At 53.6% G+C, this 23713-nt stretch carries 23 protein-coding genes; 17 read left to right on the top strand and 6 right to left on the bottom strand.

Annotated features, from left to right (window positions below; translation table 11 throughout):
• The first annotated feature begins 45 nt into the window (after positions 1–45).
• From PsWM33_RS07420 to PsWM33_RS07380, 9 genes are all read left to right on the top strand, one after another.
• Positions 46–483 (top strand): glyoxalase superfamily protein, encoded by a 438-nt coding sequence (locus tag PsWM33_RS07420; protein ID WP_057461441.1) that lies wholly within the window; start codon positions 46–48, stop codon positions 481–483.
• A 214-nt stretch (positions 484–697) separates the two neighbouring features.
• Positions 698–1183 (top strand): hypothetical protein, encoded by a 486-nt coding sequence (locus PsWM33_RS07415; RefSeq protein WP_063293354.1) that lies wholly within the window; start codon positions 698–700, stop codon positions 1181–1183.
• 328 nt (positions 1184–1511) lie between these two features.
• Complete coding sequence (locus tag PsWM33_RS07410) at positions 1512–2237, top strand: FadR/GntR family transcriptional regulator (RefSeq protein WP_057461439.1); 726 nt, start codon at positions 1512–1514, stop codon at positions 2235–2237.
• A complete protein-coding gene (locus PsWM33_RS07405; RefSeq protein WP_063299743.1) occupies positions 2234–3397 on the top strand; it encodes a PLP-dependent transferase in 1164 nt (387 codons plus the stop codon). The genes PsWM33_RS07410 and PsWM33_RS07405 overlap by 4 nt, the downstream gene beginning before the upstream one ends.
• Positions 3398–3425: 28 nt before the next feature.
• The gene (locus PsWM33_RS07400) at positions 3426–4685 is read left to right on the top strand and encodes an ABC transporter substrate-binding protein (protein WP_063299754.1); all 1260 of its coding nucleotides are present in this window, start codon (positions 3426–3428) and stop codon (positions 4683–4685) included.
• On the top strand, positions 4685–5623 hold the full coding sequence (locus PsWM33_RS07395; RefSeq protein ID WP_063299742.1) for a carbohydrate ABC transporter permease: 939 nt from the start codon (positions 4685–4687) through the stop codon (positions 5621–5623). Before PsWM33_RS07400 ends, PsWM33_RS07395 begins: the two co-directional genes overlap by 1 nt.
• A gap of 9 nt (positions 5624–5632) precedes the next feature.
• On the top strand, positions 5633–6484 hold the full coding sequence (locus PsWM33_RS07390; RefSeq protein ID WP_199914834.1) for a carbohydrate ABC transporter permease: 852 nt from the start codon (positions 5633–5635) through the stop codon (positions 6482–6484).
• An 11-nt stretch (positions 6485–6495) separates the two neighbouring features.
• Positions 6496–7581, top strand: a complete 1086-nt coding sequence (locus tag PsWM33_RS07385) for an ABC transporter ATP-binding protein (RefSeq protein WP_063299741.1) — start codon at positions 6496–6498, stop codon at positions 7579–7581.
• 132 nt (positions 7582–7713) lie between these two features.
• Positions 7714–8775, top strand: a complete 1062-nt coding sequence (locus tag PsWM33_RS07380; protein WP_063299740.1) for a Gfo/Idh/MocA family protein — start codon at positions 7714–7716, stop codon at positions 8773–8775.
• A 124-nt stretch (positions 8776–8899) separates the two neighbouring features.
• Here the strand turns inward: PsWM33_RS07380 and PsWM33_RS07375 are convergent, their stop codons facing one another.
• The 4 genes from PsWM33_RS07375 to PsWM33_RS07360 all read right to left on the bottom strand — a co-directional run bounded on the left by PsWM33_RS07375 (position 8900) and on the right by PsWM33_RS07360 (position 13502).
• Positions 8900–9913 (bottom strand): ABC transporter permease, encoded by a 1014-nt coding sequence (locus PsWM33_RS07375; protein ID WP_063287512.1) that lies wholly within the window; start codon positions 9911–9913, stop codon positions 8900–8902.
• Positions 9914–9971: 58 nt separating this feature from the next.
• Entirely contained in the window at positions 9972–11510 is a 1539-nt protein-coding gene (locus PsWM33_RS07370) for a sugar ABC transporter ATP-binding protein (protein WP_063299739.1), read from the bottom strand.
• A gap of 168 nt (positions 11511–11678) precedes the next feature.
• Complete coding sequence (locus tag PsWM33_RS07365; RefSeq protein WP_063299738.1) at positions 11679–12596, bottom strand: sugar ABC transporter substrate-binding protein; 918 nt, start codon at positions 12594–12596, stop codon at positions 11679–11681.
• A 102-nt stretch (positions 12597–12698) separates the two neighbouring features.
• The gene (locus PsWM33_RS07360) at positions 12699–13502 is read right to left on the bottom strand and encodes a TIM barrel protein (RefSeq protein ID WP_063299752.1); all 804 of its coding nucleotides are present in this window, start codon (positions 13500–13502) and stop codon (positions 12699–12701) included.
• A gap of 263 nt (positions 13503–13765) precedes the next feature.
• On the opposite strand from PsWM33_RS07360, the gene PsWM33_RS07355 reads away from it, so the two are divergent.
• From PsWM33_RS07355 to PsWM33_RS27305, 7 genes are all read left to right on the top strand, one after another.
• Entirely contained in the window at positions 13766–14785 is a 1020-nt protein-coding gene (locus PsWM33_RS07355) for a LacI family DNA-binding transcriptional regulator (RefSeq protein ID WP_208994444.1), read from the top strand.
• A 556-nt stretch (positions 14786–15341) separates the two neighbouring features.
• Positions 15342–15959 (top strand): TetR/AcrR family transcriptional regulator, encoded by a 618-nt coding sequence (locus tag PsWM33_RS07350; protein WP_208994443.1) that lies wholly within the window; start codon positions 15342–15344, stop codon positions 15957–15959.
• A 96-nt stretch (positions 15960–16055) separates the two neighbouring features.
• Complete coding sequence (locus tag PsWM33_RS07345; protein ID WP_063299737.1) at positions 16056–17639, top strand: AMP-binding protein; 1584 nt, start codon at positions 16056–16058, stop codon at positions 17637–17639.
• Between the two features lie 70 nt (positions 17640–17709).
• On the top strand, positions 17710–18918 hold the full coding sequence (locus PsWM33_RS07340) for an acetyl-CoA C-acetyltransferase (protein ID WP_063299736.1): 1209 nt from the start codon (positions 17710–17712) through the stop codon (positions 18916–18918).
• Between the two features lie 11 nt (positions 18919–18929).
• Positions 18930–21077: a 3-hydroxyacyl-CoA dehydrogenase NAD-binding domain-containing protein gene (locus PsWM33_RS07335; protein WP_063299735.1), complete on the top strand. Its 2148-nt coding sequence runs from the start codon at positions 18930–18932 to the stop codon at positions 21075–21077.
• A 290-nt stretch (positions 21078–21367) separates the two neighbouring features.
• Positions 21368–22591, top strand: a complete 1224-nt coding sequence (locus PsWM33_RS07330; protein WP_063299734.1) for a glycosyltransferase family 39 protein — start codon at positions 21368–21370, stop codon at positions 22589–22591.
• A gap of 72 nt (positions 22592–22663) precedes the next feature.
• Complete coding sequence (locus PsWM33_RS27305; RefSeq protein ID WP_193778372.1) at positions 22664–22900, top strand: hypothetical protein; 237 nt, start codon at positions 22664–22666, stop codon at positions 22898–22900.
• On the opposite strand, the gene PsWM33_RS27945 is transcribed toward PsWM33_RS27305, so the two are convergent.
• Together PsWM33_RS27945 and PsWM33_RS27940 are read right to left on the bottom strand one after the other, a co-directional pair.
• Positions 22861–23139: a hypothetical protein gene (locus PsWM33_RS27945; RefSeq protein ID WP_342585905.1), complete on the bottom strand. Its 279-nt coding sequence runs from the start codon at positions 23137–23139 to the stop codon at positions 22861–22863. The two genes, PsWM33_RS27305 and PsWM33_RS27945, sit on opposite strands and share 40 nt — an antisense overlap.
• A 72-nt stretch (positions 23140–23211) precedes the next feature.
• Positions 23212–23421 carry a hypothetical protein gene (locus PsWM33_RS27940; protein WP_208994442.1) on the bottom strand — a complete coding sequence of 70 codons (210 nt, stop codon included), beginning with the start codon at positions 23419–23421 and terminating at the stop codon, positions 23212–23214.
• A 12-nt stretch (positions 23422–23433) separates the two neighbouring features.
• Here PsWM33_RS27940 and PsWM33_RS27935 point away from each other — a divergent pair.
• A partial coding sequence (locus PsWM33_RS27935) for a hypothetical protein (protein WP_208994441.1) occupies positions 23434–23713 on the top strand: 280 nt, incomplete at its 3' end.

The following is a 23713-nucleotide window of genomic DNA, read 5'->3' as shown; positions in this document are numbered from 1 at the left end:
ATGCGAGCTCCATCAAGTTGATCCCGCATAGTTTGAGGCTATGAAATGAACGGATCTCTTCCTTCCCTTTCCGCGTTAAAAACGCAAGCGAAGCAATTGCGTGCTGCGCTGGAAAAGCGTGGCGAAACAATTTCGCACTCCCAGACACTGGAGCTTATTGCTCGCCAACAAGGCTATAAGGACTGGAACACCCTTTATGCTGCCGTTGGTAACCGTCCACCTGTGTCGTTTCTGCGGCCAGGTGACAGGGTTGCCGGCAAGTATCTTGGACGGCGGTTTGCTGCCGAGGTTCTTGGTGTTCAAAGCTCCGTCGCGGCCCACCGGGTGCGGCTGACACTGCACTTTGATGAGCCAGTTGATGTGGTGAGTTTCAAGAGCTTTTCTGCGTATCGTCAACGAGTGACCTGCACCGTAAATGCGGATGGCATGACCAGCGAAAAGACCTCTGATGGTGAACCGCACATGGTTCTAACAGGGCTCTGATCTTACCTTACAAAAGAACCGGGAGACGTGACGTCTCCCGGTTTCCCAGTGGACACAACCACCCTGTGCATCAATGCGATCTCAACCGCAAAATGCTTGGCGAGGTGAAACTGTTGCTTGAATATCCGTGCTCAATTAAACTATACTGTGATACTCATATTTAAATTGCTGGCGGTGTGATACAATCGCTAGATGCACGAAAGAGGCGCTGGCCATGGATGTTGGGGCAAATGATGTTTATCTGGAACGCCAACCGGAACGACTGGTTCTGGAAGGGTATCGCCGCTGGTCATCCGGCTTCGAGACAGGTTCCATCACGCCCTGGGAAATGGCATGGGACCTTTATAGTGAAGTTCTCGGGCATCAAAATGCCGGAGTAGCGCTCGCCAGTCTGTCTCAATACGTACGTACACTAAAGCGCTGCGCAGCCTGCCCGCTACGCTCCTACCCTTATGATTCTCAGCACCTTTGTGTCGAAGAATGCCTGACCATGGGACTGATTGCAGGCTTGCAACATGATGTCGACACCGTTGAGCTGTGCCTGCAACACATTACCTGTCCGCAAAGATGCGAAGAAGTAGAACAGGCCGCTGCGAACTTCGCCGAGACCCTCAAATCCCTCGGTCAGGTCATGCTGCCTGTACCGTCTCATGTGCTGACTGATATTCTGAAAAAGAGCTCAGGCGGAAGCATGCATTAGGCTTGAACTAGAAAGCGTTTCTTAAAATATTGTGCGGCTCGTGTTTGTGAGCTGAAGCTTTCAGATTGATTTCCTTACCAATTGCAATGGACGAGTCTGCGTCCGTGCAGGCCAATCTTTTCTAAAACTCCCTCTAAACCATCCGCCTCCTACCACATTAATATATCCGCCGCAGCCCTCTGATATCTCATAGCATTCCCTCTGGGTGCACTGCGGTAAATCAGTCGTTGTGCACAGTAGGTATTTACAAGCGCAGATTCCTGTTTCTAAAATTGGTCTGACGTCTGATGGCAGACGAAATCAAATAGACATCTGTGCGGAGCCTAATGTGCCAAGCCCATCCAATAACAAAATTCGGCCAATCAAGACCGAGGACAGAAGCGACGCAATTCTGCAGTCGCTGACAGATTTCATCGTGGAGGAAGGCTTGCAGCCCGGTGACAGGTTGCCCACGGAGCGAGAGCTGATGAACGGCCTGAAGGTTGGCCGCTCGTCCATTCGTGAGGTGATCCGCCATTTGCAAGCGTTGGGGATCGTGGAGATCCGCCGTGGGTCAGGGACATACCTGAAGCGCCCGCTCTCGGAGAAAACCGTTTACCTGCCACTGTCCATTGCAACCAAGCGCGATGGCCTGTTGCAAACGCTGGAAGTGCGCCGGGCACTTGAAGTTGAGGCCTCTATACTGGCAGCCAAGCGGGCGACGCCGGAAGAGATTGACGAGATGCGCACCAAGTTAGAGCACATGGAGTCGGTCCATCACCTTAATGGCACGGCTGGCCCGGAAGATCTAGAGTTTCACCTGTCTATTTACCGCGCTGCAGGCAATCCACTGTTTGAGCAATTGTTGCAGCAGATGCGGGAATCTTTTGAAAGCTTTTTTGATATGCCGTTCGACCGCAAAGATTTTGCCGGACGGTCTTTTCCTTTTCACCGACAATTATTTGACGCCATTGCCGCTGGAGACACGGAGATGGCCCGCAAACATACCTTGGAAATTTTGAGCGTGGTTGAAGAAGATATTGTGCAAATGGCACAGGAAACGGACGCAGTATGATCGACCTGTGGGGGGAGGACACAGCAACAATCGTGGCGCATGATGAAACATCCTTTGCAGATGCAGTCGTGCCACCGATTTTTCAAAACTCGCTTTTCACGTTCTCGTCCTATCAGGAGATGTGTGAAACCTTCGCGGGTAAGATCAACCGCCCGGTTTATACGCGCGGGATCAACCCAACCGTCCGTGCGTTTGAGGAGAAGATTGCCAAGCTGGAGGGCGCTGAAGATGCACTGGCGCTTTCCAGTGGTATGGCCGCTATTTCATCAGCCATTCTGTCTGTGGTGAAACCCGGTGACCGGATCTTGTCCGTCAAACATGTTTATCCAGATACTTTCCGTTTCTTTGAAATCTTCCTGCGCAAGTTTGGTGTGAGCGTTGATTACATCGATGGCGGCAATCTGGCGACGGTTGAAGCTGCCTTGCCCGGACATGCTCTGTTTTATCTGGAAAGCCCGACCAGCTGGATCATGGAGGCCCATGATGTGAAAGCGTTGTGCGCACGGGCCAAGGAAGCCGGTGTCACAACGATCATCGACAACAGCTGGGCTTCCCCCATCTTCCAGAACCCGATCAAACTGGGCTGCGATATTGTGGTCCATTCAGCATCCAAGTACATCAGCGGCCACAGTGATGTGGTTGCGGGGGTGATCGCCACGTCTGCTGCGCGTGTGGCGCAAATCCGCGGAGAAGTGACCCAGTATCTGGGCGGCAAGATTGCACCGTTTGAGGCGTGGCTGCTGTTGCGCGGCCTGCGCACACTGCCAATCCGTATGAAAGCCCATGAGCAGGCTGGGATGGAGATTGCCAAGCGACTGGCTGAACATCCTCGCGTGAAAACTGTTTTTCATCCGGCGTTCCAGAATAAGGCCCATCCGGGCCTGCGTGGAACTTCCGGTCTCTTTTCAATTGAACTGGCAGACAATGTCAGCGTCGAAGCACTGTGTAATCACCTGAAAATTTTCAAAATGGGTGTGAGTTGGGGCGGGCATGAAAGCCTGATTTGCCCTGCGCAGGCCTCTCTCATTCAATCGGGAGGACCAAACTCAACCGCATTCTTTGGCGTGTCACCGCACGTCGTTCGCCTGAATGTTGGCCTTGAAGATCCTGAGGATCTCTGGGGGGACCTCGAAGAAGCGTTAGGGGCAGCATCAGAATAACATTGCTAGAGGAGAGGCAATTATGAGTTTGAAGAAATTATTGGCCGCAAGTCTTGTGGCAACAGCTATTGCAGGTCCGGCAGCTGCTGAAACCAATCTTCGACTGGTGGAAGTGATCACAAGCCCGGAACGTACCAAGGTTTTGCAGAGTATTGTTTCGCAGTTTGAAGCGGAAAACCCGGGCACCAATGTCGAAATCATCTCGTTGCCTTGGGGACAGGCTTTCGAGAAATTCGCGACCATGGTTTCTGCTGGTCAGACACCGGATGTGGTTGAAATGCCAGACACATGGGCTGCGCTTTATGCGAATAACGGCGCTTTGGAAAGCCTTGAGCCCTACCTGAAGAGCTGGGATGGCACCGACAAGCTGAATGCCCGCACCATTGAGATGGCACGTAGTGGTTCCGGTACAGCTTACATGCTGCCCTACGGCTTCTATCTGCGCGCCATGTTCTACAACAAGAAGCTCTTCAAGGAAGCGGGTGTTGAAAATCCACCTGTGACATTGGATGACTTCCGTGATGCAGCTGAAAAAGTATCAGCTCTTCCAGGCAAGTACGGCTTCTGTCTGCGCGGTGGCTCTGGCGGTTTGAATGGCTGGGCCGTGTTTGGGGCAACGGCAGCTGGCACAGATCAGTTCTTTGATGAAGAAGGCAACAGCATCATGTCCACGGATGCGTGGATCAAGGGTGCACAGTTTATGGTGGACCTCTATCAGGATGGTCTTGCACCAAAAGACAGCCTGAACTGGGGCTTCAACGAGATTGTGGCAGGCTTCTACTCCGGAACATGTGCCATGCTTGATCAGGATCCGGATGCACTCATTGGCATTTCGCAGCGCATGGACCCGAATGACTTTGGTGTGACCACCATGCCAAAAGGTCCAAATGGCAAGGCCTACCCAACCATCGGGTATGCGGGCTGGTCCATGTTTGCTGACAGCGAAGACAAAGACGCCTCCTGGAAGCTGATTGCGAAGCTTCAGAGCCGTGATGCGAACCTTGAGTGGTCCAAGCGTGTGGGAACTCTGCCGATCTACAAAGACGCAGAAAGTGATCCACACTACAACACGCCGCAGTTTGCTGGTTGGTTTGAAGAGCTATCCGATCCGGACGTCCACCCGCTGACAATGCCAACACATCTTGAAGAATTTGCGTTCTTCAAAGATTCCATCTCCATCCGCACCAGTCAGGAGGCTCTGCTGGGGCGCAAGTCTGCGGAAGAGCTTGGCAAGGAGTGGGGAGAGTACCTCACAACAGCACAGAAAAAGTGGCTGGCTAAACAGTGATGACAGCTGCCACAGACCTTGGAACACACCCTGCCAGTCGGCAGGGTGTGACTTCCCGCAGATTCCTATCCCGATTTGAGCCCTACTTTTACGCAGCCCCTGCCATTGTGCTGTTGGTGACTGTGATGATGGTGCCGCTGGTGGTTGGCCTGACCTACACAGTCAGAGACATCCGCATCCTCAATCCGTTCAGTGGCGGTTATGTGGGCTTTGCGCATTTTGAAGCGGTCTGGCACGACCAGAACTTCCATAATGCGCTTTACAATACCTTCTGGTGGACAGTCAGCTCACTGTTCTTTCAGTTCTTTCTGGGGTTAACGCTCGCTCTGCTGCTCAACCGCACTTTTCCGGGACGGCGTATCATCCAGTCGCTTGTTTTTCTGCCTTGGGCGGTGCCTGCATTCCTGTCTGGCCTCAACTGGGCGTGGATGTTCAATCCGGTCATCAGCCCCCTGCCCCAATGGCTGTTTGCGTTCGGCATCCTGAGCGAACCAACCAATATTCTCTCAGATCCTGACCTCGCCATGTGGGGACCGATCGTTGCCAACATCTGGTTCGGCATCCCATTTTTTGCGATCACTTTGCTGGCTGCGCTTCAATCCATTCCAGGTGAGATTTACGAGGCAGCATCCATCGATGGCGCGAGCCGCAAGCAACAGTTTGTCAGTATCACACTGCCGTTTCTGGCGCCGACCATCGCGATTACGCTGATGCTTCGCACCATCTGGATCGCGAACTTTGCGGATCTCATCATCGTCATGACCAATGGCGGACCGGCAGATTCAACGCAGATCGTCTCCAGTTACATCTTCACGCAGGCTTTCCGCCGTCTGGACTTTGGCTATGCCTCCGCAATCGCGGCTGTGCTGCTGGTTCTGTTGATGGCCTATGCCGTCTCCATCATCTTCATCAGGCGCAGTCTGCTGCGCGAAACCTGAGGCTCTGTTATGGCATACTATGCAAAATCAAAGGGCCAACGGGTGGTGGACTGGAGTGTCCATTACGGCCTACTCGCCTGCTATCTGTTCTTTGCGCTGTTTCCGCTTTTTTGGCTGTTCAAGGTCGCGGTGACACCGACTAAACTGCTTTACTCAGAGGGCATCCGCATGTGGCCCTCAGAAATGACGTGGACCAACTTCACACAGGTGATGACAGATACGGATTTTCCGCAGTTCTTCATCAACTCAGCCATCGTGTCAGGCTCAACTGCTTTCATTTCCACGCTGATTGCAGCGGCGGCAGGCTATTCATTCTCACGGTTTCATTATCGCGGTAAGGCAGTCATCATCGTGCTGATGCTGATCACACAGATGTTCCCGCTGGTCATGCTGATTGCACCGATCTTCCGCATTCTCACCCCGCTGGGGCTGACTGACAGCCTGCTCGGCCTTGTGGTGGTCTACACCGCGTTCAACGTGCCGTTTGCAACGTTTTTGATGCAGTCGTTTTTTGATGGCATTCCCAAAGACCTTGAAGAAGCAGCCATGATTGACGGCAATACCCGCTTTGGGGCGCTGGTGAAGATCATCTTCCCGCTCACCCTGCCGGGCATTGCAGCCACGCTTGGCTTTGTGTTCACCGCAGCGTGGAGCGAGCTGCTCTTTGCGCTCATGTTGGTCAGCAGTCCGGATGCAGTGACCTTCCCGGTTGGTTTGCTCACGTTCGTCTCCAAGTTCTCTGTTGATTTCGGGCAGATGATGGCGGCGGGTTTCCTGGCTCTCATTCCAGCAGCAATCTTCTTCTTCCTCATCCAGCGTTATCTGGTGCAGGGTCTTACCGCCGGTGCGGTCAAAGGATAACGAGGTACCCTATGGCTTCTATTCAAATCACCGAGGCAACCAAATCCTACGGAAACACCGCAGTTCTGCACGGTATTGACCTGAACATTCAGGATGGTGAGTTTATTGTGCTGGTTGGCCCGTCCGGCTGTGGCAAATCCACCTTGCTGCGTATGATTGCGGGGCTGGAGGAAGTAACATCGGGCTCGATCTCGATCAACGAGCGGATCATAAATGATCTGCCGCCCCGTGACCGGGATATCGCCATGGTGTTCCAGTCTTACGCGCTCTATCCGCATATGAGTGTGGAGGAAAACATCAGCTATGCGATGACCCTTCGCAAATCACCGAAGGAAAAGATCGCCAGTGCAGTTAACGGTGTCTCCAGCATTTTGGGTCTGAACGGCCTTCTGGAACGGCGTCCCAAAGCACTCTCCGGCGGTCAACGACAGCGTGTAGCCATGGGGCGGGCGATTGTGCGTGACCCACAAGCGTTTTTATTCGATGAGCCGCTCTCCAATTTGGATGCGCGCCTTCGCGAGCAAATGCGCTCGGAAATCCGCAAGCTGCATCGCAAGCTCAATGCCACGTCTATTTATGTGACGCACGATCAGATTGAAGCCATGACCATGGCTGACAGAATCGTGGCCATGCATGATGGATATATTCAGCAGGTTGGCACGCCGCTGGAAATCTACGACAAGCCAGCCAATGTTTTTGTGGCTTCATTCATCGGGTCTCCCGCCATGAACTTTATCAAAGGCACAGCGTCGGCATCTGGTGACGGGTATCACCTTCAAACAGATCAGGGACACCAGATTATTCTGCCGGAAAGCTTGGGCCTGAGGGATCGGATGGACGTCATTCTGGGTGTGAGACCAGAACATCTGATGATTGTAGAAGAAGGGCCAGCAAGTCTCCCGGCAACTGTGGATCTGATTGAGCCCATGGGTCTTTCCACGCTGGTTCATATGCGTGTTGGACAAGACAGCCTTAAAATCTTCACACTCGACCGGCCTGATATTGCTGAAGGCACGCAGGTTCACGTGTCTTACATTAAAGAAAAGCTGCATATGTTTGATGCTCGGACGGAAATGCGGCTGGAGTCTCCTGTATAAGTTCCCCTGAACTGGTTCGTTGCTGCGGCAACGAACTGTTTTTCTGGACTCAGGGTTTCCACGTTCTTCTGGGGCAACCTAAACTGGTATAAATACTGCCTGATATATGTACCGCAGAAGGAATTCCTCTGAATGCCCTCGATCAGTCTGGCCGTCGTTGGTTTGGGAATGGCCGCAAAACCACATTTGGAAGCGCTTGACCTGCTGAGAAATCACATTGAAGTCGCAGGTCTCTACACCCGAACAAAGGCCAGGGCAGAGGCTGTCTCTGAGCAATATGGCTGGCCATGCTTTGATAGCCCCGAGCAGATTGCCGGTGATCCGGAGATTGATGCGGTCCTTCTGCTGACCCCACCCGATCAACGCCACGAACTGGTTGAGCTGTTCTCCGGTGCAGGCAAACACATCCTGACAGAAAAACCGCTGGAACGGACCTATGATGCTGCGGCTGAACTGGTTGAGCTTTGCGACTATGCAGGCGTCAAATACGGTGTCGTGTTTCAACACCGCCTCCGCGAAGGCGCAAAGCAACTAAGGACGTTGCTTTCAGAGGGGGCTTTGGGCGATATCCATCTGGTGCGGGCGAACATCCCGTGGTGGCGAGATCAGGCCTATTATGACCAGGCAGGCCGCGGCACCTACGCACGCGATGGCGGCGGTGTGTTGATCACGCAGGCCATTCATGTGCTGGATCTGATGCTGAGCCTGACCGGCCCGGCAAAATCCGTGCAAGCCATGTGTGCAACCACCACGGCACATAAGATGGAGGCTGAAGACTTCGCCACGGCTGGTATTGAGTTTCACAGCGGGGCTGTCGGGTCCATCATGGCAACCACAGCCACCTTTCCCGATGCAAAAGAAACGCTTGTGCTGGATGGGTCAAAGGCCTCTGCCCATCTGGAAGGCAGCAAGCTGACGGTAACGTATCGCGACGGGTCCATCGATGTGTTTGGTGAACGCAGCGGGACCAAGGATGGAACGGGTGGCGGGGCTAATCCCATGGCGTTTCCATGCGACTGGCACCGGGATCTTATTGACGATTTCGCCCTCAGCATCATTGAGCACCGCGACCCGAAAGTAACCGGTCATGATGCGCTGATGGTGCATGCGCTCATTGAGGCGATTGAGAGCTCTTCACGCACCGGATCAAAGGTTGATGTGCGCGAGGCGGAACTGTCGAAGGCCTACATCTGACAGGTGGTTCGCTGCCCAAAACTTTGCAGATAAAAAATGAGCAGGAGGCCGGACGAGGGCTCTCCTGCTCGGGTATTAGGCATCATCCGTGGGAGGTTTTAGCCTAAATTCTTTCGCGGTTTGATCAGACCTTGGCCCGCTTGCGCTGGCGGTACTGATCCGCAACCACTGCAGCTACAATAATACCACCTTTCACGATGTCCTGGATGTAAGCATCAATACCAAGGAACGTGAAACCACTCATCATTGTACCCAGAATAATGGTTCCGATGACGGTGCCTGTGATGCGACCAACGCCGCCTGCAAGACTTGTTCCGCCAATAACAGCTGCAGCGATGGCGTCAAGCTCATATGCAAGGCCCATACCTGCCTGTCCACTGCCAGCTCGCGCTGCGGCAACCACACCGCCAAGACCAGCCAGCAAACCAGCAAGGGTGTACACTTTGATCAGGTGACGGCCGACGTTGATGCCGGAGACTTTTGCCGCCTGAACATTTGCACCAGTTGCATAGGTGAATTTGCCGTAACGGGTGAAACGCAGGGCAATGTGGAAGATAAACGCAGCCATCAGGAAGATGATCACCGGAATGGTGCCGGAACCGAGCCACATGTACTCTTCAGAAAGCAGGCTGATCGGCTGACCTTTGGTGTAGTAACGTGCCAGACCGCGCGCTGTTACCATCATGCCCAGAGTTGCGATAAACGGAGGGATGGCCGTGTAGGCTATCAATGACCCGTTTATGAACCCGGCTAAGGCCCCGACGGCGATACCAGCCAATACTGGTACGAGGAACGGCATGTCCGTGAACATTGGAAAGACGGCACGGGTATAGTCAGAGGTTTGCGCAAAACTGGCGGCAACCATGGCCGAAAGCGCAAGCACTGAGCCTGAGGACAGGTCAATACCGCCGGTAATAATCACCTGCGTCACACCAATAGCCAGAAGGCCGATGATGGAAACCTGCAGAACCATGATCAGCAGGCGTTGTGGGTTAAACAGGAAGGTGTCACCCTTCACAATCCAGCCCAGAATTTCAAAAAAGACTGCAATGCCGATCAGTACGAGGAAGATGTTGGCCTCTACCGGCAGTTTTCGAGCTGGAGCATTTGTCTCAGCTACATCAGTTGCATTTGCCATCTGGCAAGTCCTTTCAATCTCTGCGTCGGGCGCTTAAAGCTGCCGCGCATGAAAACTCTTAGTTAGAAGCAAGGCGCATAACGCTGACCTGATCTGCTTCAGCTCGATCCAGAATTCCGGTGACATGTCCCTCATGCATCACCATCACGCGGTCACTCATGCCCAGCACCTCCGGCATCTCGGAGGAGATCATGAGAACAGCAACGCCCTCACCGGCCAGTTTGGTAATGAGCTTATGGATTTCAGCCTTTGCGCCCACGTCGATGCCGCGGGTTGGCTCATCCAGAATGAGGATGCGAGGTTTGGTCAGCAGCCAGCGACCGATCAGAACCTTCTGCTGGTTGCCCCCAGACAGGTTCTCGATGCGCTCGTTCATACCCGGTGTTTTAACGCGAAGGGCTTCGCTCATTTCCGTGCACAGCTTGGAGACAGCGCTTTCGGCCACAAACCCGGCTTTCACATGATCCTGACTGAGAAGCGCGATCTGCATGTTCTCCTGAATGTCGAGCATCATGAACAGACCGGTGTCCTTGCGGTCCTCGGTCAGCAACGCCATACCATGACCCATGGCCTCTGCTGGCGTTTTGATCTCAACCGTCTCGCCGAACACGCTGATGCTGCCCCCCGTTGCCGGGGTCACGCCGTAGATGGTCTCTGCCACGTTGGTGCGACCTGAGCCCACCAGACCTGCAACGCCGAGAATTTCACCTGCACGCAGCTCGAAGTTCACGTTCTCGAACACGCCGTCCAGACACAGATCCTTCACGGAAAGGACCACATCACCGATTGGCACTTCCTCTTTCGGGAACATCTGGGTGATTTCGCGGCCCACCATCATGCGGATGAGCTGATCACTGTCCAAGTTGCTGGCAAGGTCGGTGCCGATGTATTTGCCATCGCGGAAGACGGACACGTCATCAGCGATCTCGAAAACCTCGTCCATCTTATGAGTGATGTAGACGATGCCTTTTCCCTCTGCCTTCAGGCTCGCGATGATCTGGAACAGGTGCTCAACTTCGCGGTCTGTCAGAGCCGACGTTGGCTCGTCCATGATCAGCACATCAGATTCATAGGAAATCGCTTTTGCAATCTCGACCATCTGACGGTTGGCGATGGACAGGTCACGAACTTCAGTTTCCGGATCCAGATTGATGTTCAGCCGGTCGAACAGCTTTTTAGTATTGTCACGCAGCGCCTTATGATCAACAAACCCGAGCTTCGTCAGCGGTTCTCTGCGGATCCAGATGTTTTCGGCGATTGTCATGAACGGCATCAGGTTGAGTTCCTGATGGATCATGGCAACGCCCTGCTCCAGTGCATCCAGCGGCGTGGCCATTTGGACCTGTTTGCCACCCAGACGAACTTCTCCGCGGTCTGGTTGATAGATGCCTGCAATAATCTTCATCAGGGTGGACTTGCCCGCCCCGTTTTCTCCCATGAGGGCATGAACTGTGCCGGGTCGGATGCGCAGGTTCACATCATCCAGTGCAACAACACCGGGGAACTCCTTGCGCACACTATCGACTTCTAGCAGGTATTTTTGTTGGGCTGCGGCACCCTTATTCTCACGTACCGCCTCTTGTGTGCTTAAACTCACAGTCCGTGAACTCCATTTTTCTGCTGGCAGTGTGAGGGGCTTCCGGGTGCCTGGCCCGGAAGCTTGATCACTTGGAGGCTGAGCGCATCCCTGTCATTGGACAAAGCCAAGGGAATGGAACGCGCGCCAGAGCAAGGCGAAAGGCCCTAAAGCCTTCCGCTCAGCTGCTTACTTGTTGAGAAACTCGCCAAGGTTTGCTTTGTTTACCAGCTTGAATGGGATCCAAACGATGGTGTCCACTTTTTCACCACGAGCCAGCTTCAACGCAGCTTTAACAGAGCCTGCACCCTGGCCTTTTGCGTCCTGGAACACGGTTGCGAACAGCTGGCCGCGCTTCATGGAAGCCAGCGCATCTGGAGTAGCGTCAACACCAGCAACTGCGATGTCGCTTGCAGCAATGCCAGCCTGCTTCATTGCGATCAGAGCGCCGAGAGCCATTTCGTCGTTGTTTGCAGCAACGGCATCAATTTTAGTGCCGGAAACAATCCAGTTGTTCATCAGGTCAATTGCTTCAGAACGCTGGAAGTCAGCTGTCTGTTCTTCAACAACCGTGATGTCCGGATAGCTGCCAAGAACTTCTTTAACGCCCTGTGTACGGCCACGTGTGCCGTTGGACGCCAGTTCGCCGAGCATGATAGCAACGTTACCCTTGCCACCCATCTGCTTGGCCAGTTCTTCCATCTGCAAACGACCAGCAACAACTTCATCAGAGCCCACGAACACAACCTTTTCAGGCAGTTCTTTGTCTTCTGGCTTACGGTTTACGTAAACAAGCGGGATACCGGCACTGTTGGCCAGTTTGGTGATGCGTGGTGTTGCAGACGTGTCAGCAGGGTTCACGATGATCGCATCAACGCCCTGTGCAACGAAGTTCTGTACCTGGTCGATCTGCTTACCGATGTCACCGCGTGCGTCTTCAAACTGAATTTCAACGCCGCCTGCACTTGCAGCTTCGTCGCCCATCGCGTTGCGCAGGATGGTCAAGAAGTTGTCATCAAAATAAGCCATTGAAACGCCGATGTTCTCAGCCATGACGCTGGTTGTCATCATTGCCGATGCAGCTAGAGCCAATAGAGTACGTTTCATTACTTCCTCCTCCGTGCCGAAAACTGGCACTTCTCCCAAGATTAGGTTGGCGCGGATCCCCATCTACGCCAATTTATTTAGCGAAATCAGTCGCCTGGATGATCAGTCAGCGTTTGCTGCCTGCAGTTCTTTTTTAAGGAAATCAAAGCTTGCCTGCGTGGCGTCCACCACGTTTTCAAGGGCATGCACAACTGGAGAAAATGGCTCCAGAGACACGTGACCTGTGTACCCGTTGGCAAGCATGGTTTTGATTTGCGCGGCGTTGCCCAAACGGTCAGCTTCCCCCACCAACAGACGGTGATCATCCAACATTTGCGCAATGGAAAGGTCTGGATCTTCCACACCGGAAATGTGCATGAGGCCTGTCTGGTCGGCGAAGAACTCTGTTTCTTCTGCAAGGTGATGGTGGAATGTGTCATGCACCAGCTTGAACACACCCTCCCCGTTCACATCGCGGATTGCCGCAACAGCATCCGCCTTGCGGCGCAAAGAGCATTGCGGAAAGCCCAGAGGCTCCACGAGGCCGGTGATCCCAGCGGTCTCCAGCAGTGGTTTAAGTTCTGTCAGAGATTGGCGCAGGTTTGCCGCCAGCTCATCATCGCTCTTGCCATAATCATGGTCGTTGACCGGGCACATGACGAGAGCCTTAGAGCCACACCGCTCAGCAAAGCCGATGAGTTCGTTTGCTTCAGCAAGACGAACATCTGACCACTCGTTAAAACGTTGAAGGGCATTGATGCTGATGATTTCGACGCTATGCTTTTCAGCAAGTGCTTTGACGTCTTCTGCTGGTGTTTTCTGCTCAAACGGATTGCCAGCAATGTCATTGCGGATTTCTACGGCATTGATCCCCATGGAGGCAGCCATGCCAAAAAACGCGTCCAGTGTCATTTGAGGTGCAAGCATATGGTTCAACGCGAAGTTGATGTTTCCCGACAAACGACTTCTCCCAATGTCCGATGTATAAACATCAATTTGATCTGCTAAAGATCATATGTAAGTACTGGTACCTGTCAATTTAGAGTCTGAAATTACATGTAAAATCGGGATGAGAGAACGAATATTCCATAATTTCAATATTTTGGAAGGTTTGCTCCCGTGAAGTCAAAATGTGAATTCCAACGTCAAGATTGATCGTTTTGATGGCTTAACAATCAAGGGTGATATATATGAGGCGTGGCAGCTGGCAGAATCCGAGTGTGTTGGACATCGCAAACAAGGCAGGAGTTTCGACCGCTACAGTTGACCGTGTCCTCAATAAACGGGGTGGTGTTTCCAAGGTCAAAGTGGGGCTGGTTCACAAGGCACTGGTGGAGCTGAAAGAGCCCGAAGAGGTTGCCTTGGAAAAAGTTTCTCCAATAACCGTTGGATTGCTGGTGGATTCTGGAACTAGTTTCATTGAAGAGCTTATGGGACTGGTGGATCAGCGCTACGGGGATGATCCCAATGTGCGGTTCAAGCGCTTTTCTTCGCACACCAAAGACTTTGAACCGAGTGTGTTTTCTGAGCGGATGATCTCCTGGGCAAGCAAATATGACGGTATCATTATTGCCGTACGTGAGCATCCTGCCATCACCCGCGCTATTGAAGAAATCAGCGAAAGCGGAACGCCGGTGATCTGCCTGACAACAGACCAGCAAAGCCCTAAACACCTTGGTTACGTTGGGATGGATCAGATCGCAGCAGGTCTGTGTGCTGCCCAGTTGCTGGGGAAACTCTCTGGCGGCAAAGCAGGCGAAGTCTTCCTTGCAACCAGCGCTCATTATCACTGTCAGGAAGGTCGGGAGACTGGTTTCCGGCGGTTGCTGCGCAAGGATTACCCCAATATCGCCATTTCTGAGATCATCAACTCAAACGATGATGCGGAGACCGTCTATCAGTTGTTCAAAAAGCGATTGGATGAAGGCGCAAGGCCACTTGGTATTTACAATGTTGCTGGCGGAAATACGGGCATCGCAAAAGCAATTGGTGAGCTGGGTTCGCCGATCGCCTTTGTCGGCCATGAGTTGAACGAAAACTCACGCAAGCTGCTTGAGAATGATCAGATGGATTTCGTAATTACACACGATATGGAAACCGAGCTGAAGCGGTGCGTCAAACTCATTAGGTGGCAAAGAGATTTTCCTGATGGGATTCAACCAGAATACGGGGCTTTACCGCCCGTTTTGAAGACACGGTTCAACATCTGATGTATTTATGATGCAAATATTTGGATGAATTAGACTGCCATTCTAAGGAATGGAATATATTTTCCATGACACTGTGCGTTTGAATCATCTCAAATCCCAGGAAAAACAACGCATATCCGGCATTTGGCGTTCATATTGTGCCCATGTGCAGAGTGGCATCATGGCAGGGTGGTCGGATAAGTTCGATCCGTAGTTCTGCTATACGTACTAGCTCTGATGTTATTCACATCAAAATTGAGGTGTCCCCTCAGGCAGTTTGTGTTTGTGCTGTGAATAGTATGCGGCCCTACTGGTCTCGTTCCCTAATGAGATGAATGGGGCTGCAAGAGTAACAGTCGCTTTGATGAATGGATGCTCGCTCTTTCCTGCTGCAGGGTGCAGGGCATCGTCCGCGCTCATCATATGCAAAGCAGAGATGCAAGAGTGACCCTCAATTCCTGTCAGTTGCAATCGCCTCCTCTTATTCCTTAGGCTCATTCATTGATGATCTGACGTTTGCGTCATGGACTCACCTCAGTTTATTTGCTAAACGTTCAACAATTAAATTGAGTGAATGTTGGCTGATTTGGAAAAGAAGAAGACACAGGCAGAACGGCGGGAGGAATCTGAGCGCAAGCTTTTTGATGCGCTGGTGAGCATCATCAACGCGGAAGGTGTTCAGATGGCGACCTGCGAGAGCATCGGCCTGAAAGCGGGCTACAGCCGCGGTCTCACCATTCAACGGCTCGGCAAAAAAGACGAGATGTTCGTCAAGCTTATCGACCGCATGGTGCGCGAGACCGAGACACACGTCACCCGGCAGATTCCACCGGAGACAAACGCGAGGGAGGCGATCCGGCAGTATATCGACATTCACTTTGAGGATTTGCAGAACAAGCCCAGCTATCAGGCTTATTTCGCACTGATGGCTGGCAGCGTTACAGATTATGCTCTTTTAGGAGATGCGGTGAAACGCGCGCACGAGTTCGTAAAGCGGCTGCTTGTCTCTTATCTGGAGCGCGGCAAAGCGGAAGGCGTCTTCCCGCAGGATCTGGATTCAGCCATTCAGGCCGTTTCCATCGGAAGTTATTTGCTTGGGGTCGCGTTGCAGCAAAAACTGCATCCAAGCCTCGATATCACGCTGCTGAAACCGGCAGCGTATTCACTGATACCATCATTGCCTGAAAAACAATAAGCGCCAAAACCAGCGCACCACAAGGAGAACAGGCGTCACATTTTAAAACGCACAGCGCACATCTGCGCTGTTCAACCTATGACTTGGGAGGGGAATATGGTTGGAACACATACTGGGGTACCGGCAGGTGCCATGAATTTTGATATGCTCGTGAACCATCTGCAGAAGGTGGACACCGGCATTCCGTTGTTTAAAGACCTTGGCGGTCGTGCCTTCAGCAATCCGCAGTTTGCGAAGCGCACTCGCCAGTTCGCAAAGGGTCTGCAAGACCTTGGCCTTGAGCCGGGCGCCCGCGTTGCCATTCTCAGTCTCAACTCCGCAGAGTATGTAGAAGCGATGATCGGCACCATGATTGCGGGCATGATCTCCGTTCCGCTCAATATCCGCTGGTCTGCGGAAGAGATGCTTTATGCGATCGGCCACTCCAGCATGGAGGCCATCGTTTATGACGACACGTTCTCGCCTATGGTGGCAGCCATCAAAGAGCGTGCGGATAGCCTGAAGCATTTCATCCATGTGGGAGAGAAGGAGCAGCCTGAAGGCACCAAAGCCTACGCGGACTGCCTGAGTGAGCCGATTGCGCTGGAGCTGGGCCGTGATGTCGAGACTGAATGCTTCATGAGCTACACCGGCGGCACCACCGGGTTCCCGAAAGGCGTGGTGCACACCCATAGTTCCATGCTCGCCAGTGCCAACATTGTTGCTGCCAACGGCGTTCCTTACCATGACCGGCCTGCGCTTCTGGTCATGCCGCTGTTCCATCTTTCCGGTTATGGGCTGCTGCTGGCTCGCCTCATCCAGAACAAGCCGTCGCTGATCGTGCCGATGTTCCGTCCGGATATTGTGGTGGCTGCGGTTAAGAACTTCGACGTCTCGTCCTTCCTCATGGCACCGGCCATGTTCCAGATGCTGATGCACGCTCCGGAGTTTAACTCTGAAGACTTCTTGCGTGTGTCACAGCTTTATTACGGCGCCTCGCCGATTTCTGAGGCCCTGCTGAAGTTGATTCAGGAGAAATTTCCAAAGACCGATCTCATGCAGGTTTACGGCATGACAGAAGCTGGGGCGGCGACGTTCCTTGCAAGGCAATTTCACGAAGGCGAACTCATGCGCTTTGGTGCCGCGGGCCAGGCCGCCTCGCCGCTCATCCAACTGCGCATCGAAGATGAGGACGGCAATGAACTGCCAACCAACACGATTGGTGAGGTTGTGCTGTATTCACCAGCTGTCATGAAACGCTACTACAATGCTCCAGGCCAGACAGCAGCCGTGCTGCGCAATGGCGGTTACCGCACAGGCGACGTCGGCATGGTGGATGAGATGGGTATCCTCTCGCTGAAAGACCGGCTCAAGGACATGATCATCACAGGTGCAGAGAACGTGTACACCGCCGAGGTGGAAAGCGCGATCTCCACGCACCCGGATGTGTCCATGGTGGCGGTGATCGGCATTCCTGACGAGACCTACGGTGAGGCTGTTCATGCGGTGATTGTACCAAAGGAAGGCAAGACCCCGACTTTTGAAGAGATCCGCGCCCACACAAAAGAGCGCATTGCTGGCTACAAATGCCCGCGCTCCATGTCTCTGGTAGAGGAGCTGCCACTCTCTGCCATGAACAAAGTTTTGAAGAACAAACTTCGCGAACCGTTCTGGGAAGATCAGAACCGCGAAATTGCATGAGTCCAATCGGGGCGACCTGGTTGCCCCGGTCCTTAATCTGTTTGAAGATCACAAGACACGGTAGAAACACATGGCGACGACAGCATACGTTTATGATGCGATCCGCACTCCGCGTTCCAAAGGAAAGCCGGATGGATCCCTCAACGAAGTCAAACCAATCAATCTGGTGACCACCCTGCTCTCCGAGATGCAAGGCCGACACGACCTCGATACTTCCCGGGTGGATGATGTCGTGATGGGCTGCGTAACCCCGGTGCGCGAACAGGGCGCTGTTTTGCCAAAGATCGCCCTGCAGAAAGCGGGCTGGGACCAGACCGTGGCTGGCGCTCAGGTCAACCGTTTCTGCGCCTCTGGCTTGGATACCTTCAACACCGCCGCAGCGCGTATTGCATCCGGCTGGGAGGATATGATCTGTGCAGGCGGATATGAAAGCATGAGCCGCGTGCCCATGGGCACTGATGGTGGACCGTTCAGCGAAGACCCTGAAACCGTGCTCGCCACGGGCTTCGTGCCACAGGGCATTGGTGCAGATCTGATTGCCACCATTGAAGGCTGGAGCCGTGACGATGTGGATGCAACAGCCGTTGCCAGCCAGCAGCGGGCAGCGCACGCACGCGATAGCGGTTGGTTTGACAAGTCCGTTGTGCCGGTCAAAGACGAGAACGGCATCATCGTTTTAGAAAAAGACGACTTCATCAAGCCGAAAACAGACATGCAGACCCTCGGCTCCCTGCGTGCAAGCTTTGAAAAGCACGGGGCAATGGGCTTTGATGCTGTTGCTCTGGCGCGCTATCCGGAAGTTGAAAAAATCAACCACGTCCACACTCCAGGCAACTCCTCCGGCATCGTGGATGGAGCGTCCCTGATCCTGCTCGGCAGCGAACAGGCCGGTAAGGACATGGGTCTGACACCTCGCGCCCGCGTGCTCTCAGTTGCTGTGACGGCGTCTGATCCAACCATCATGCTCACCGGACCGGGACCAGCTTCCAAGAAGGCACTGGCCAAGGCTGGCTTGACCATCGACGATATTGATTTGGTTGAGATCAATGAGGCTTTTGCCTCCGTCATGATGCGTCTGCAGAAGGACCTCAATGTACCGGACGAGAAGCTGAACGTGGTTGGCGGTGCGATCGCCATGGGTCACCCACTGGGCGCAACCGGCGGCATGCTGGTGTCCACCATGATTGATGAGCTGGAACGCAGGAACCAGAAGCGTGCCTTGATCACCATGTGTGTTGGTGGCGGCATGGGCATCGCGTCCATCGTTGAGCGCGTATAACGGGGAAGACCATGTCTGAATACACTTACGAAAAAGACGCCAGCGGCATTGTTACAATCACGTTTGACTCAGCTGGCAAGTCCGCAAACACCATGACCCGTGCCTGGTTTGAAGGCATGAAAGAGCTGATGGCCAAGCTGTCCGCTGAAGAAGGCCTTTCCGGTGTCATCATCGCCTCTGCCAAAAAGACCTTCTTTGCAGGTGGTGATCTGGAAGAGATGCTCCACGGCAGTATGGACCCGGAAGATATCTTCGCCTACGTGGAAGAGATGAAAGCCCCGCTGCGCCAGCTGGAAAAGCTGCCAGTGCCAGTGGTTGCGGCCATCAACGGTGCCGCGCTTGGTGGGGGCTTTGAGATTTGCCTCGCCTGTAACCACCGCATTTTGCTCAACTCTCCTAAGGCCGTTGTTGGCCTGCCGGAAGCGACACTCGGCCTGTTGCCGGGTGCTGGCGGCGTTGTCCGCCTCACCGCAAAGCTGGGACTGGAAGCAGCCCTGCCACTGCTGGCAGAAGGCAAGCAGCTGCGTCAGGAAAAAGCGCTGAAAGCCGGTTTGGTGGACGAGCTGGTTGATATGCCGGAAAAGCTGATCCCAGCTGCAAAGGCATGGATCAAAGCCAACCCTGAGGCCGCTGTTCAGCCGTGGGATCAAAAAAGCTTCCGCTATCCAGGTGGCAATGCGGAAAGCGCCAATGTGCGCATGGTGGCCGCGATGGCGCCAACCATGCTCTACAACAAAACGCGTGGCCTGATGCCAGCACCTGAAAAGGTGATGGACATTGCCGTCAATTCCATGCGCATGGGCTTTGACAGCGCGCTGCGCAATGAAAGCCGTGGCTTTGCGACTCTGTTACGCTCTACCGAGGCTCGCGCGGCGATCACCACGTTCTTCTTCGGCATGCAGGCCATCAAGTCCGGCAAGGTTCGCCCGCAAGGGGATGCCTGGAAGGCAGGCAGCTCCGCAATCCTCGGCGCTGGCATGATGGGTTCTGGCATCGCATGGGCACATGCAAGCCGTGGTCTGCCAACCACACTCAAGGACATGAGCTTAGAGAATGCTGAAAAAGGCAAAGGCTACTCCGTAAAACTGGCAGACAAAGCCATCAAACGGGGCCGCATGGATGAGGCGAAGAAGGAAGCCCTCCTTGGCTGCATCACTCCGACAGATAGCGGTGACACCTTTGCTGGCACCGACATCATCATCGAGGCGGTCTTTGAGGATATCTCTTTGAAAGAGAAGGTTATCCCTGAAACTTACAAGCAGCTTTCTGATACCGGTATCTATGGCTCGAACACCTCGACCCTGCCGATCTCCATTCTGGCGGAAAGCTGTCCCGATCCGACCCGTTTCATCGGCCTGCACTTCTTCTCGCCGGTTGATAAAATGAAGATCGTCGAGATCATTGTCGGCGACAAAACCAGCATCGATACCCTGCGCAAAGCCTATGATTACGTGCAGCAGATCGGCTACCTACCAATCGTGGTCAACGACAAGCGTGGCTTCTTCACCAGCCGTGTGTTCGGTACTTATCTGGATGAAGGTCTGGCTCTGATGCGTGATGGCATGAGCCCGGTTGCTATTGAGCGTGCTGCGTGGAAAATCGGCATGCCGGTTGGTCCGCTGGCCGTGCATGATGAAGTCTCCATGGTTCTCACCAAGAAGATCCATGAGACCCACATCGCGCTGGACAAACGCCTCGGCGTTGAAAACGGGTTCCCGGCAGATGATAGTTCCAACGTAAAGGTTGGCCAGTCCATGGTGAACATGGGCCGTGGTGGTCGTCATTACGGCGGCGGTTTCTACGAGTACGCTGGCGATGGTTCCAAGAAGTTGTGGGATGGTCTTTCCCAGTTCAAAGAGCGGGATCTGAATGTTTCCATGCAGGATGCGGAAGATCGCATGATGTACCGTCAGGCCATTGAGACCCTGCGCTGTCTGGATGAAGGCGTGTTGCGTACCGAGGTGGAAGCCAACATCGGCTCTATCTTCGCCATCGGCTTCCCGGCACACACTGGCGGTGCTCTCCAATTCATCCACGGCATCGGCCTTGAGGCCTTCAAAAAACGTGCTGACGAGCTGGCAGCAGCTTATGGCCCACGCTTTAAAGTCACCGAAACGGCTCTTGATAAACTGCGCAGCGAAAAACTCGCAACTGCCTGAGCTTAAGCCGACTTAACAACAAGCCCGCGAAGCCATCGTTTCGCGGGCTTTTTTGTGCGCGGTTGCCTGCCGTTGATCCTCGCCTCATCTCTGCACTGATAAAAATACGACATACTCTTCAGATTAACTTCAGGCTCGCAAGGAAGAAGGGCATGGGAGGTGGAGAGATTGTCTGAGTATTGTTGAGTTGTCTTGAGATTGCCTGTTGGTATTCCGGTTGACCTGACTGTGCCCGACCCTCTGTTTCCCATCCTAAGAATAAGCGATGTAACCTGATCATGAGACAGCTGATGATTGACAGAACCGTCACACCAGCCCGTGTTGCCATTGTTATTTTCATTATAGTTTTTGCTGCCACCCTCGCCCGTTTTTATGGGGCCGCTATGTTGGGGCTGGGTGTTGATGAAAGCTATATGGTTGTCATGGCCCGGCATCCGTTTCTCAGCTACTTCGACCACCCGCCGCTGACCTTCTGGATAGTCCATGCGACGGCTTGGCTGACAGGCTCTGAGGCAGGCTTTGTGCTCCGCTCGCCCTTCATCGCCATGTCGGTTGTCTCCACCCTGCTGTTGTACCAGCTGACCGCCCGCTTTTACGGTGCGAAAGCTGGGGCATGGGCGATTGCATGGTTCTCCATCTCCCCGTTTTTCTTGCTATCCGCTGGAAGCTGGATCGTACCGGATGGGCCGATGATGCTCTTCTTGTTGGTTGCGGCCAGTGCACTGGCACCACTGTTGGAGACCACAACACCACACATAAGCAAGATGCGTTGGGGAATTGCCGGACTGGCATTTGGGTTGGCGCTGCTTTCTAAATACATGGCGGTTTTGAGCGGAGTTGGTGTCTTGCTTTTCCTGTTATCAGACAAAACAACACGGCCCCTGCTCCTCAGCTCAGGCCTATACATTGCCGTCACGATCGCGCTGCTGGTCTTCAGCCCGGTCATTTACTGGAATGCAGTGAACGGCTGGCAATCCTTCGGATTTCAACTCTCACGTTCAGTCTCTTCCAGTGATTTTGAACCTGTTGTGCATCTCATCAATTCTGGACGCATGTTGTTGGGACAACTGGCCTATCTTCAACCCGTTACGCTGGTTGTGTTCCTATGGCTCCTGTTGAGGCACATCAGATCAGCTGAGAAAACAAGAGCCGATCGATATCTCCTGTGCCTTGCGATTGTTCCGATCGTGGTTTTCAACGCGGTGGCTTTGCTTTCCAGAAACACGCTTCCCCATTGGCCTATGGCTGGATATCTGTTCCTCTTCCCTCTTTTAGGGAGTTGGTTCGCCAACCTCAAACCAACTGGTGCAGCGACCGCAAAACGCGCGTTTGCGGCATCCGCAGGGGTGATCCTCACTGTCGTGGTGCTGGGCGGACTGCATTTTAAAACGGGAGTTCTGACGCGTTCGCTGGCGTCTGTTGCCCGTTGGGATGATACCATCCGCGCTATGGATTGGTTTGATGTGAAGGATGCTCTCCGCCGCCGTGGTTTCTTGCTGGCTGATGAGCCCTGACTGATTTATACGCTGAACTGGATTGACGGCGCCAAGATAGCTTATGCACTTGGCGATCAAGCGCATGTTAAAGTGCTGGGCAGTGATCAGCGTCATTTCGGCCTGCTGCCAGAGCTAACAAGTGATCTGGAGCGCAAAGTGCTCGTCGCGGGGCTTCTTCCCTTTGATGACTGGGAAGAGAGACTGCGCAGAGTTCATGCAGCACTGGCTGGGTCATACTGCACGATCACCCCCGATGAGCCGATTACGATTAACCGGGGCGGCTCACCCTATCGGGCACTCTTTTTGCTCTCAGCCTCTTCTTGCTGAGAGGCTGGGCTCTTTTCAGGGGCCTCTGGTTTGTAATCCTTGTTGGTGAGAGCTTGATAAAACGGCTTGCTCCTCAGCATCTTTCGGTTCTCTTCGAGCTGGTCTTCGTCGTCCACGCCAACACCGCGCGAGCCTTCTTCATTGCGGAAGGTTGCAAAGCTTAAGCCTTCGAGGCCGGCATCTGAATCCGGGTTCTTGCCCGGTTGAATCCCAGCGGCTGCCAGTTCCTGTTCCAGCAGTTTCAGGAAAAAGCCAAAGTCCTCAGCACCATCAGGATAGTTCGTGTCCTTAGCATAAGGATAAAGCGTGATCTACGCACCTTGGGTGATACGATCAAAATATGCTTTTTGCTCGGCTATTTTTGCTTTGGCCTCAGGCGTGTCAGCGGAATACTTCTCCTGATCATCTTTAATCGCTGCCTCCGCTCCGTCCATATTGGTGACTTTGAACGAAAGGAAGGGGTTATCCGGTGAGAGCAAAAGTGGCGTCAGGATGTTTCCAGCTTGTGCCAGTTGATCCATCTGGACACTCAAATGGATCTTGTTTCCGGCTTTCTCGTATTCGCCGCTATCAAGCACGGGCCTGCCATCCTCACCCAGAGGCTCAAACTGAGTAAAGATGCCATCTCGGTCAGCATTATTGATCCGGTGATCGGGGTTTTTGAGCAACTCTCTTTGGGCCGATATCTTCTCCCTGCTCCGTGCGTACTCTTCTTTATCTGTGTACGGGATCTTACGCTGCTCCTCATACAATCTATTCAGTTCAGTGAGTACTGGGCTGGCTCAGGAAAACTGGAGAGCCTTCTGATACGAT

This window comes from Pseudovibrio sp. WM33 (assembly GCF_001623165.1).
Taxonomy (GTDB): Bacteria; Pseudomonadota; Alphaproteobacteria; order Rhizobiales; family Stappiaceae; genus Pseudovibrio.
This window is presented reverse-complemented; position numbering and strand designations above follow the sequence as displayed.